General features: G+C 74.2%; 9 protein-coding genes and 1 pseudogene. 5 read left to right on the forward strand and 5 right to left on the reverse strand.

Features of this window, described 5'->3' with window-relative positions:
- Positions 1-201 precede the first annotated feature (201 nt).
- The 3 genes from LCD35_RS14215 to LCD35_RS14225 are packed head-to-tail and all read left to right on the forward strand — an operon-like array spanning position 202 to position 4,776.
- A complete protein-coding gene (locus LCD35_RS14215; protein WP_224966784.1) occupies positions 202-1,266 on the forward strand; it encodes a MoxR family ATPase in 1,065 nt (354 codons plus the stop codon).
- A gap of 4 nt (positions 1,267-1,270) precedes the next feature.
- The gene (locus LCD35_RS14220) at positions 1,271-2,521 is read left to right on the forward strand and encodes a DUF58 domain-containing protein (protein ID WP_224961185.1); all 1,251 of its coding nucleotides are present in this window, start codon (positions 1,271-1,273) and stop codon (positions 2,519-2,521) included.
- Entirely contained in the window at positions 2,518-4,776 is a 2,259-nt protein-coding gene (locus LCD35_RS14225) for a DUF3488 and transglutaminase-like domain-containing protein (RefSeq protein WP_225044319.1), read from the forward strand. Before LCD35_RS14220 ends, LCD35_RS14225 begins: the two co-directional genes overlap by 4 nt.
- A gap of 320 nt (positions 4,777-5,096) precedes the next feature.
- On the opposite strand, the gene LCD35_RS14230 is transcribed toward LCD35_RS14225, so the two are convergent.
- Positions 5,097-5,516, reverse strand: a complete 420-nt coding sequence (locus LCD35_RS14230) for a DUF3040 domain-containing protein (protein WP_224961181.1) — start codon at positions 5,514-5,516, stop codon at positions 5,097-5,099.
- A gap of 222 nt (positions 5,517-5,738) precedes the next feature.
- Entirely contained in the window at positions 5,739-6,464 is a 726-nt protein-coding gene (locus LCD35_RS14235) for a bifunctional 2-polyprenyl-6-hydroxyphenol methylase/3-demethylubiquinol 3-O-methyltransferase UbiG (RefSeq protein WP_224961180.1), read from the reverse strand.
- 102 nt (positions 6,465-6,566) lie between these two features.
- Here LCD35_RS14235 and LCD35_RS14240 point away from each other — a divergent pair, with 102 nt between their 5' ends.
- Complete coding sequence (locus LCD35_RS14240; RefSeq protein ID WP_224961178.1) at positions 6,567-7,448, forward strand: ParA family protein; 882 nt, start codon at positions 6,567-6,569, stop codon at positions 7,446-7,448.
- Positions 7,448-8,227 (forward strand): Fpg/Nei family DNA glycosylase, encoded by a 780-nt coding sequence (locus LCD35_RS14245; protein WP_224961176.1) that lies wholly within the window; start codon positions 7,448-7,450, stop codon positions 8,225-8,227. The genes LCD35_RS14240 and LCD35_RS14245 overlap by 1 nt, the downstream gene beginning before the upstream one ends.
- Here the strand turns inward: LCD35_RS14245 and LCD35_RS14250 are convergent.
- The 3 genes and pseudogenes from LCD35_RS14250 to LCD35_RS14260 form a co-directional block, all read right to left on the reverse strand.
- Positions 8,224-9,501 (reverse strand): uracil-xanthine permease family protein, encoded by a 1,278-nt coding sequence (locus LCD35_RS14250; RefSeq protein ID WP_224961174.1) that lies wholly within the window; start codon positions 9,499-9,501, stop codon positions 8,224-8,226. The genes LCD35_RS14245 and LCD35_RS14250 overlap by 4 nt on opposite strands.
- A gap of 179 nt (positions 9,502-9,680) precedes the next feature.
- On the reverse strand, positions 9,681-10,520 hold the full coding sequence (locus LCD35_RS14255) for a hypothetical protein (protein ID WP_224961172.1): 840 nt from the start codon (positions 10,518-10,520) through the stop codon (positions 9,681-9,683).
- Positions 10,521-10,532: 12 nt separating this feature from the next.
- A pseudogene (locus LCD35_RS14260) lies at positions 10,533-11,282 on the reverse strand (PspA/IM30 family protein); the annotation flags it as partial.
- Positions 11,283-11,405: the final 123 nt, after the last annotated feature.

The following is an 11,405-nucleotide window of genomic DNA, read 5'->3' on the forward strand; positions in this document are numbered from 1 at the left end:
GCGTCCGGGGGCTCCGGTGGGGGAACGTGGGGAACACCCCAGGCCACCGGCACCGGTACGGCGGCCGCCTGCGGTTTGGCACACTGCGGAGGCACCTGAGCGCGCGATCGCCGAGCCCCCGTCACCGGTCGACGGAGTCGGCGGCCCTCGTCGACGCGGACGGCGGCACGCCGCGGCGCTCAGCGAACACCTGGAGGTTTCGTGACGCCCAACATGCCCACGTCCGGCACCGCGTTCGCCGGTGGCGGGCACGCCGACGCGGCTTCCCGCGGCAGCGGCGGGTACGTGCGGGAGTCCGAACCCGCGACGATCGCCGCGCTGCACGGCACCGTGCAGCGCATCGCCGCCAACGTCGAGCAGGTCCTCGTCGGCAAGCCCGACGTGGTCCGGATCGCGCTGGTGACCATGCTCGCCGAAGGCCACCTCCTGGTGGAGGACGTGCCCGGCGTCGGCAAGACCTCGCTGGCGAAGGCCCTCGCCCGCTCCATCGACTGCACGGTGAACCGCATCCAGTTCACCCCCGACCTGCTGCCCAGCGACATCACCGGCGTCTCGCTCTACAACCGGCAGGCGGAGGCCTTCGAGTTCCGGCCCGGCCCGGTGTTCGCGAACATCGTCGTCGGCGACGAGATCAACCGCGCCTCCCCGAAGACCCAGTCCGCCCTGCTGGAGTGCATGGAGGAGGACCAGGTCACGGTCGACGGCGAGACCTACGAGCTGCACGCGCCGTTCATGGTCATCGCCACCCAGAACCCGATCGAGATGGAAGGCACCTACGCGCTGCCGGAGGCGCAGCGCGACCGGTTCACCGCGCGGGTGTCCATCGGCTACCCCGACCAGCAGGCCGAGCTCGCGATGGTCGACGAGCACGCGGGCCGCGATCCGATGGACCAGCTGCGGCCGGTCACCGACGCCGACCAGGTGCGCGCGCTGCTGCGGGCGGTCCGCGACGTGCACGTCAGCACCGAGCTGCGCCGCTACGTGATCGAGCTGGTCACCGCGACGCGCACGCTGCCGGAGCTGCGGCTCGGCGCCTCACCCCGGTCGACCTTGCAGCTGGTGCGCGCGGCCCGCGCGCAGGCCGCGCTGTCCGGCCGGGAGTACGTGGTGCCGGACGACGTGCAGGACGTGGCGGTGCCGGTGCTGGCGCACCGCCTGGTGCTGACCAGCGAGGCCCGCGCGACCCGGCGTTCCGCTTCCGACCTGGTGCGCTCGCTGCTGCGCCGGGTCGAGGTGCCGCGGGGCGACTCCGGGCCCCGGCGGTAGTCGCGTGCTGTCCGGCCTGACGGTGCGGGGTCGCTGCCTGCTGGCGGCGGGCCTGGCCGCGGCGGTGTGCTCGGTGGTGCTCGACGAGCGGGACCTGCTGCGGATCGCGGCGTTCGTCGTGGTGCTGCCGCTGCTGGCGCTGCTGCTGGCGGGCCGGGTGAAGCACGGCATCCGGGCGCGGCGCGAGGTGCTGCCGGGCCGGGTCCCGGTGGGCGGGAACGCTTCGGTGCGCCTGCACCTGACGGGGACATCCGCGGTGCCGATGGGCGGTCTGCGCTTGGAGGACGGGGTGCCGCACGCGCTGGGCGGCCGGCCGCGGTTCCGGCTGGAGTCGGTGCCCAGGTCGGGTGCGGTGCTGGAATACCCGGCGAGCCCGGGGCTGCGCGGCATCCACCAGATCGGCCCGCTGCGGACCCGGATCGGCGACCCGTTCGGGCTCACCGAGTTCGAGCACGAGCTCGCCGGGCGCAGCAGGCTGGTCGCGGTGCCGAAGGTGGTGCCGCTGGGCGGGCTGCCCGCCGGTTCCGGCCTCGGCACCGGGGAGGACGGCTCGACGCGGCTGCGCGCCGGGCACGGCGACGACGACACGATGGTGCGGGAGTACCGGCACGGCGACGACATCCGCCGGGTGCACTGGAAGAGCACCGCCAAGCGGGACGAGCTGATGGTGCGCGTCGAGGAGCGGCCCTGGCACGGCGGCGTGACGGTGCTGCTGGACCGGCGGTCCGCGGCGCACCGCGGCACGGGAGCGGCGGCGAGCCTGGAGTGGGCGGTCTCGGCGGCGGCCAGCATCTGCTCGCACCTGCACGCGCACGGCCAGCAGGTGCGGCTGGTCACCGAGGACGCGGCGACGCTCAGCGGCGGTCCCGGCCCGTTCGACGGCGGCCACGACGACGCGGCGATGCTGGACGCGCTGGCGGCGGTGCGGCCGTCCGCGCAGCGCGACCTGGTGTGCCCGCAGGACCCGGGCAGCGGGCAGGAGCTGATCGCGATCTTGGGCGCCACCAGCACGGCCGGGGTGCAGGAGCTGTCCCGGCTGCGCCCGGAGCGCGCGCGCAGCCTGGCGCTGCTGCTGGACGTGCGGACGTGGGCGGGTGATCCCGCGGACGGTTCCTTCTCCCCGCAGCGCACCGCGGACCGGCTGCGCGCGTCCGGCTGGTCGGTGGTGGTGGTCGACGGTCCCCGCTCGTCGATGGCGGGCGCGTGGGGCCGGTTGTGCCAGGTCGCCTCGGCGGCTCCGGGGGTGGTGTCGTGAGCACCCGGGTTCGTCCGGCGGGCACGACGGCGGTGGCCACGACGGCCGCCGCGGTGTCCTCGCTGGCGGTGTCCACGGGGTTCACCGGAATCGTGAGCGATGCGCGCTGGGTGCTGCCGGTGGCGCTGGCGGTGGCCGTGGTGGCCGGTGTCGGCCTGCTGGGTCGCACGTTGCGCTGGTGGCCGCCGCTGGTGGGGCTCGCGCAGCTGTGCGCGCTGGTGGTGCTGCTCTCGGCGCTGTTCACCGGGCAGGCGGTGCTCGGGTTCCTGCCCGGTCCGGCGGCGTTCGGCGAGCTGTCCGGCCTGCTGGGGCAGGCGATGCAGGTGGCCAGGGAGGGCGTGCCGCCGGTTCCGGCGGAGCCCCCGCTGCAGGTGCTGCTGTGCCTCGGCCTCGGTGTGGTCGCGCTGCTGGTGGACGTGATCGCGGTGGCCGCGGGCGTGCCCGCGGTGGCCGGTCTGGTGCTGCTGTGCGTGGTGGCGATCCCGGCTTCGCTGGCGCCGAACATGCTGCCGTGGTGGACGTTCGCAGCCGGTGCGGCGGGTTTCGCGCTGCTGCTGGCGTGCGCGGGCAGCCACCGGCAGACCGCGTCGGCCTCCTCGCCGCTGGCTCGGTTCGACCACCGGGGCGTGGTGCTGGTGGCGGCCGCCGGGGTGCTGGCGGTGCTGAGCGGGGTGGTGTTCACCGGGGTCGGCACCGAGGGCCGGCTGCCGGGTGGGGCGTCCACCGGCTACGGCTCGGCGAACGGCGGCATCGGCTTGCGGCCGTTCACGTCGCTGCGCGGGCAGCTGGACCGGGACGACCCGGTGGACCTGTTCCGGGTGAGCGGGTTGCCGCAGCCCACCTACCTGCGGGCCATGACCTTGCAGCACTTCGACCCGGGCCGCGGCTGGGAGCTGGGCAAGCTGACCTCGGGCGTGGACGCCGGGCAGCACCCGCTGCCGCTGCCGGACGGCACCGAGACGCTGGCGGCGGGCCCGTCCGCGACGGTGCGGATCGACCCGGTCGGCTACCGCGACCCGTGGCTGCCGATCTTCGGGGTGCCGCGCGGGGTGACCGGCATGGGCCTGCAGTGGAACTACGACCCCACGAGCGGCGTGGTGTTCACCCAGGTCCGGCAGGAGAGCAGGCCGTACGTGGAGGACGTGGCGCTGCCGTCCCCGTCGCCGCAGCAGCTGCGCGCGGCGAGCGGCCCGGCGTCGGTCGACCCGGCCTACTCGGACGCGAGCGGGGTGTCGCCGCGCATCGCGGACCTGGCCCGCCGGATCACCGCGGACGCCCCGACGGACTTCGACAAGGCCGCGGCCCTGCAGCGGTTCTTCACAGACCGGTCCAACGGGTTCCGGTACGACCTGAGCACGGCGCCGTCGACGAGCGGGAACGCGCTGGAGGACTTCCTGTTCCGCGGCAAGCGGGGCTTCTGCGAGCAGTACGCCTCCTCGATGGGCGTGCTGCTGCGGTCGGTGGGCGTTCCGGCTCGGGTCGCGGTGGGCTTCACCCCCGGCCACCGGGACGGCGACGAGCGCGTGATCACCACGAACGACGCGCACGCGTGGGTGGAGGCGTTCTTCCCCCGCTACGGCTGGGTGACGTTCGACCCGACGCCGCTGACCGACGGCCGCACCGCGCTGCCGGAGTACCTGAGCCCGCCCGCGCCCGCACCGTCCCCGACCCCGGCGCCCGGCGAATCCCAGCAGCCGTCCCCGGAGCCCTCGACGGCCCCGTCGCAGACCCCCGCTCCCGGCGACGCGGCGCAGCCGCCCGTTCCGGAGGCGGACCGCCCCGGCGGGTCCGGCGCGTGGATCGCGGTGGGTGCGGTGCCGCTGGCGGTGCTGGCGCTGGGCGCGGCTCCGCTGGGACTGCGCGAGTTCCGCCGCAGGCGGCGGCTCGCCGTGGTGCGGTCGGGTGCCGCCGGTGCGGCGAGCGCGGCGTGGGACGAGCTGCTCGACGAGCACACCGACCGCAGCGGACACCGCCCGGACGCCTCGGGCACGGTCCGCTCCACCGCCACCGCGCTCGTCGAGTCGGCGGAGCTGCCGGAGGACGCGGCGCGCTCGGTCGACGACCTGGTGACGGCGGTGGAGCACGAGTGGTACGCCCCGGCCGGGCACTCGGTGGCCACCGGGATCGCCGCGCCCGCCGAGGCGCTCCCCCGGGCGTTGGCGGCGCTGCGGGACGGTGCACCGCTCCCCTGGCGGCACCGCCTGGTCCCCCGGTCGGTGTTGCCGGCGGCCCGCCGCGATCGGCCGGAGTCCTGATCGGGCCGGAGTCCTGACCGACCACTGCCCCGACCGAGCGGAGACCCTGATCGAGGACTCCAGATCAGGCCAGGAACCTGATCGACCGAACCTCGATCCGCCGGGTGATCAGGTTGATATCCGGAGCGGACGCGGCGGTCGCCCGGTTCCCGGCCACCCGCTGCGGACGCCTCGCCCCGGAGCCGAGCCCCGGCGACGGCTCCCGAACACCCCCGGAAACGAAACCAGCCCGACGGTCGAAGGACCATCGGGCTAGGTGATGAGGACGGATCGCCGACCCTGAGGTCGACGATCTCCGGCCTCCGCCGTCCCTGTCGGGACTACTGCTCGAACCGCTTCCGGAAGCGTTCTTCCATCCGCTGGGCGAAGGAACCGCGCGCTCGCGGCTCGGACTTCTTCCGGTCTCCACCGGACGCCGGGCCTGCGCTCCCCTCCCCCTCGGATTCCGCTTCCTGGCTGCCACCACGCATCGCGGACAGCACCAGAACTGCTCCGCCGAACATCACGAGGAAGCCGACCACGCTCACCACGGGGATATCGGCCGGTTTGACCGGTATCACCACGCCGAGCACCAGCAGGATCAACCCCAGCACGAAGACGGCGATGCCTTGCAGGCGACGCCGCCGCGACGGTCGGTGCAACCGGCCGCCACGCACGGTGGAGACGAACTTCGGATCCTCGGCGTAGAGCGCGCGCTCGATCTGGTCGAGCAGTCGCTGCTCGTGCTCGGAGAGTGGCATGGCTCCTCCTCCGGCACAGGTAACTCAGTGGCGCCGGAACCCGGAGGGCAGGCCTCCGGAGTGGGAACCCGGCGAACGCTTGGGGGCGTCACCGTCGAGGATACGGTTCCGGCGACGTCACGACTACCCGCAGGGGTCAGGTCGCGCCTCGGAGGTTGCCGACATCATCCCGTCGGATCAACCGATCGGCGCAATCCCCCGGTGCGACGTGGGATTTCGGGGTCAGCCGCGGAGCCGTCCGACGGCGTGCAGCCGGGTGGCGACGTCCCGCAGCGGTGGCGTGGCCGCGGCGGCGCGTTCCAGTTCGGCGAGCGCGTCGGCACCCTGCCCCTCGGCGACGGACCCCGGCACGAGGTCGGTGAAGACCCCCTGCCCCTGGACCAGTTCCACGTCGAGCCCCGCCTCGCGCATCCGCCGGGCGAGCTCGTCGCCGTCGAAGCGGCGCAGCACGGTGTCGCCGCCGCCCCGGTACCGGCCGTCCGGGTCGCGGAGCACGTGCAGCGCGTCGGCCGGCCGCCCGGCGAGAGCGCTGGCGAGGACCGCGGCGTACCGGTTGGACACGAGCACCGACACCGCTCCACCGGGCGCGGTGGCCGCGGTGAGCGAGGCCAGCGATCCGGCGACGTCGTCGACGTATTCGAGCAGGCCGTGGCCGAGCACCAGGTCCGCCCCACCGGGCGGCGCGAAGGCGTGCAGCGCCTCGGTGTCCCCCTGCAGCGCGGTGATGAGCCGGTCGACGCCCGCGTCGGCGGCGCGGCGCTGCAGGGTGGCGAGCGCGTTGGGACTGGGGTCGACGACGGTGACCTCGCAGCCCGCGCTCGCCAGCGGCACCGCCCACACCCCGCTGCCGCCGCCCACGTCGAGGACTCGGGGCGGGCGGCCGTCCCGGCGCGTTCGGGCTTCGGTGATCTCTTCTTCCAGCACCCGGTCGACGGCGTCGGATCTCATGGCCAGCAGCGTAATGGCGGGTCAGACCGGGCGACGCACCGGCGGGGCGGGACGGTGGGCGCAGCAGCACACGTGATCGGTCCGGTTCCGTAGGCTACGGGCGTGCAAACGGTGGCAGTGCTCAGCCTCAAGGGCGGTGTCGGGAAGACGACCGTGGTGCTCGGGCTCGCTTCGGCGGCCATGCGCCGCGGCGCTCGGACGCTGGTGGTGGACCTGGATCCGCAGTGCAACGCGACGGCCGCGCTGGAGCCGGACGAGACCCGGCTGGGTCTCAGCGACGTGCTGTCCGATCCGCGGGCGGAGGTGCTGCGCGCGGCGGTGGCGCCGAGCGGGTGGGGCGCGGAGGTCGACGTCCTGGTCGGGTCGGAGGACGCCGAGCTGCACAACGGCGGCCCGCACGACGGCGGGGGCGATCTGGCGAAGCTCACCGAGGCGCTGTCGACGCTGGACGCGTTGATCGCGGAGGGCGAGCTGCCGTACCAGCTGGTGCTGCTGGACTGCCCGCCGTCGCTGGGCAGGTTGACGCGTTCGGCGTTGATCGCGGCGGACCGGGCGCTGCTGGTGACCGAGCCGACGATCTTCGCGGTGTCCGGGGTGCAGCGCGCGTTCGAGGCGGTGCAGGCGGAGCGGGCCGAGAACAACCCGCGCCTGCAACCGCTGGGCGTGGTGGTGAACCGGGTGCGGCCGCGGTCGCACGAGCACCAGTTCCGCATCGAGGAGCTGCGGGAGATCTTCGGTCCGCTGGTGATGCCGGTGGCGCTGCCGGACCGGCTCGCGGTGCAGCAGGCGCAGGGCGCGTGCATGCCGATCCACCAGTGGGGGACGCCGGGTGCCCGGGAGGTGGCGTTGGGCTTCAACCTGCTGCTGGCCCGCACGTTGCGCGCCGGCCGCCGCCGGGATCCGCTGCCGGACGACTCGTTCGACGACGACCCGGGCGATCAGGACCTGGACGAGTTCGACGGCGACGCCCGACCGGGAGCCTGATGCCGGAGGGCGACACGGTGTTCTTGACCTGCCGGCGCCTCGACGAGGCGCTGGCGGGGGCCGAGGTGGTGCGCGGCGAGCTGCGCCATCCGCGCCTGGCCGAGGTCGAGCTGCGCGGCCGGGTGGTGCGCGAGGCGCGCCCGGTCGGCAAGCACCTGCTGATCCGCTTCACCGGCGAGCGGACGTTGCACAGCCACCTGGGCATGGACGGCGCGTGGCACCTGTACTCGCCGGGTGGCCGATGGCGCCGCCCGGCGCACCGGGCACGCGCGGTGCTGGAGGTACCGGGCCGGACCGCGGTGGGGTTCGACCTGCGCGGGATGCGCTGGGTGCGCACCGCCGACGAGGACTCGCTGGTCGGTCACCTGGGCCCGGACCTGCTGTCACCGGAGTGGGGTCCGGAGTCGGCGGCGGAGGCGGTGCGGCGGCTCACCGCGGACCCGGCCCGCGAGATCGGTGCGGCGCTGCTGGACCAGTCGGTGCTGGCCGGTGTCGGCAACATCTACCGGACCGAGGTGTGCTTCCTGCTGCGCCGCTCCCCGCACTCCCCGGTGGCGGAGGTCGACGCGGAGCGGGCGGTGCGGTTGTGCCGGGACCTGCTGCTGCGCAACGCGTGGAGCCCGGAGCGGTCCACCACGGGCGATCTCCGCCGGGATGCCCGCTACTGGGTGTACGGCCGCCGGACCTGCCTGCGCTGCGGCGGCCCGGTCCACCGCGATGGCGGTGCGGAGCGGGTCACCTACCACTGCCCCCGCTGCCAACCCGTCCCCCACCGCTAAGCATCCCGGCGCGCGGAGACCGCGTCGGCGAGTCCCCGCAGCACCGGGTACACGAGCACGATGCCGATGGAACCCCACACCAGCCCGGTGAAGCGCAGCGCCCCCAGCGACAGCGTCAGGTCGCCGACCCCGGCGACGAGGGCGGTCCCGAGCACCGCGAGGTTCACCGGATCGGCGAAGTCCACGCCCGCCTCGCTCCAGATCCGCACCCCCACGAGCGCGAGCACGCCCACGACGACGAGCAGCGCGCCGCCGAGCACGCCGACCGGGATGGTGCCGAGCAGCGCCCCGAACTTCGGGCAGAACGCGAGCACCACGGCGGCGACCGCGGCGATCATGCAGGCGGCGGTGGAGTACACGCGGGCCGCGGCCATCACCCCCACGTTCGGGGCGTGGCTGCTGAGCGCCGAACCGCCGCCCGCTCCGGAGAGCGCCGTGGCGAGCCCACCGCCGATGAGCGCGTCCCCGACCTGGCCGTCCAGGTTGCGCCCGCTCATCGCCCCGACGGCCTTCACGTTGCCGACGAGTTCGACGAGCACCACCAGCACCATGGGCGCCACGAACGGCACCGCGGACAGGTGCATCTGCGGGGTGACGAACTCCGGCGTCCCGAACCAGGGGGCGCGGGCGACGGCGTCCAGCCGAGCCGGGTCGACCTGGCCGAGCAGCGCGGCGCAGGTCCAGCCGGCGAGCACGCCGAGCAGCACGGCGAGCCGCCGCAGCATGCCGCGGCTGAGCACGGTGGCGAGCACGACGACGGCGAGGGTGATCGCGGCGGGCACGGGCTGCGCGCTGAACGAGCTCACCGTCTGCGGCGCGAGGCTGAGCCCGATCATCAGCACGATGCCCCCGGTGACCACCGGGGGCATCGCGGATTCGAGCAGCCGCACGCCGAGCGCTTTGACCGCGACCCCGAAGGTGAACACCACCAGGCCCACGATCATGATCGCGCCGAGCAGCGCGCCCGGGGTGGCTCCGCCGTGGTCGACGGCCGCGCCCATCGGGACGACGAAGGCGGCCGAGGCGCCGAGGTACGCGGGCACCCGGTTGCGGGTGACGAGCAGGAACAGCAGCGTGCCGAGGCCGGACAGCAGCAGCGTGGTGGAGGCGGGGAAACCGGTGAGCAGCGGGACGAGGGTCGTGGTGCCGAACATGGCGATCAGGTGCTGGAACCCGAACCCGAAGGTCAACGGCCAGCTGAGCCGTTCACCGGACCCCACGACCGCGTCGTCGACCAGCTGACGACCGTTGCCGTGCACGGTCCACAACGCCACATCGCCCTCCCCGACTGTCCCCACCCGCGGGGATCGCCGCCACGTAACGTAGCGACGCTGGGAAGATTACTATTCGGCATCACATAATCAACCCGTAACGGGGTCATCCGGGTGAAGAGATAAGTCACCCGGGGCCACGTGGAGTCATCACCCGGGTTCGCGACCTGCGGTTTCGCCGCTCAGGTGCGAGGTTGGTCCGCCGATCCGGCGGTTCCGCTGCCCCAGCCGAGTTCGTGCAGCGCGGTGGCGAGCCCGGCGAGCCGGTCGGTGGCGTCTTGCACGGCGTGGCGCTGCTCGGGGGCGCCGCTGGCGGCGACGGCCCGCCCGGCGGCGGCGACCAGGTAGCGGTAGCCCTCGACGCCCTCGTCGAGTTCGGCGCGCAGCCGCCGCACGTCCGCGCGCAGGTCGGCCTGCTCGGTGGCGGGTACGTGCGGCAACGCCGCTTCGACCGCCTGGAGGCGGGAGGCGACTTCGCGCAGCGCGGTCGCGGCGCGGTCCGCGGTGGCCCGCGCGTCGGTGGCCTCCTCGAACCCGCCGCCGCCGAGCTGCGTCAACGCCTGGTGCAGGCTCTGCTCGGCGTCGCGCAGCAGCCGCATCGGTTCCCGGGCCTGCGAGCCGTTCGGCGGCAGCTCCACCGGTTCCGGGGCGGCTTCGGGCAACGGGGTCCGGAGCAGCCGCCGGTAGCGCCGCCATTCGGCGACGGTGCCGAACGCGGCGGCGACGGCGACTCCGCCGACGCCGAACGCGGCGACGTCGAGCATCGTCTCCAGCGCGCCCGCGCCGACGGGGAGGCCGAACGCGTGCGGCGCGTACGCCCCGTACGCGCCGACGCCGAGCACCCCGGTGCCGACGGTGCCCGCGGTGGCGTTCTGCCGCGCCCGCTTGCGCTTGCGCAGCAGCCGCGCGCGCGGGTCGCGCCACTGCGCGAGCTTGCGGCGCACTTCACCGACGACGGGGCCGCGCAGCTCGCGCAGCGCGGCCTCGCCCCATGCCGCGAGCTCGTTCTTCCGCGGTGGCATCGTCCGGCTCGATCAGGCTTGCCCGGTCTGCGGGTTCTGCTGCTGCTGCGGCCGGGTCGCCGGTTCCGCGGTCTGGCCGCCCGCCTGCTCGCCACTGGTGACCTGCTGCTGGCCGCCGCCCATGGAGGCGCGCAGCTGCTCCAGCCGGTTCGAGCCCGCGGCGTCGAGGGAGGCCTGCTGGACCTCCATCATCCGGCCCTGCACGCTGTTCTGCGCCAGCTCCGCCTCGCCGAGCGCGGTGGTGTAGCGCCGCTCGATCTTGTCCCGCACCTCGTCCAGCGAGGGCGTGTTGCCGGGGGCGGCGAGATCGCTCATCTGCTTGAGCGAGTTGGACGCCTGCTCCTGCATCTTGGCCTGCTCCAGCTGGCTGAGCAGCTTGGTGCGCTCGGCGATCTTCTGCTGGAGCATCTGGGAGTTGCGGTCCACCGCCTGCTTGGCCTGCTCGGCCGCCTGCAGGGACTGGTCGTGCAGCGTCTTGAGGTCTTCCACGCCCTGTTCGGCGGTGACCAGCTGGCTGGCCAGCTGCGTGGCGGTCTCCTCGTACTTCTGCGCCTTGGCGGGGTCGCCTTCGGCGCGCGCCTGGTCGGCCATGACCAGGGCCTGCCTGGCCGAGGACTGCAGCTTCTCGACTTCGCCGAGCTGCCGGTTGAGCTTCATCTCCAGCTGCCGCTGGTTGCCGATCACCGAGGCCGCCTGCTGGGAGAGTGCCTGGTGCTGGCGCTGCGCATCCTCGATGGCCTGCTGGATCTGCACCTTCGGGTCGGGGGGGGGGGGGGGGGGGGGGGGGGGGGAAGACAACGGAAACCATACAAAACAAAAGAAACAAAATTGAATGCTCGAACACCAACCACAGAGGAACCGCAAGGGGGCCGACCGGGGTGGGCC

This window comes from Saccharopolyspora sp. 6V (genome assembly GCF_020176785.1).
In the GTDB taxonomy this organism is placed as follows: Bacteria; Actinomycetota; Actinomycetes; order Mycobacteriales; family Pseudonocardiaceae; genus Saccharopolyspora_C; species Saccharopolyspora_C gregorii.

Bases quoted from the DNA above. Each gene is read 5' to 3' on its own strand.
- LCD35_RS14230 (WP_224961181.1), bottom strand. From the start codon at position 5,516: ATGCCACTCTCCGAGCACGAGCAGCGACTGCTCGACCAGATCGAGCGC.
- LCD35_RS14235 (WP_224961180.1), bottom strand. From the start codon at position 6,464: ATGAGATCCGACGCCGTCGACCGGGTGCTGGAAGAAGAGATCACCGAA.
- LCD35_RS14245 (WP_224961176.1), top strand. From the start codon at position 7,448: ATGCCGGAGGGCGACACGGTGTTCTTGACCTGCCGGCGCCTCGACGAG.
- LCD35_RS14255 (WP_224961172.1), bottom strand. From the start codon at position 10,520: ATGCCACCGCGGAAGAACGAGCTCGCGGCATGGGGCGAGGCCGCGCTG.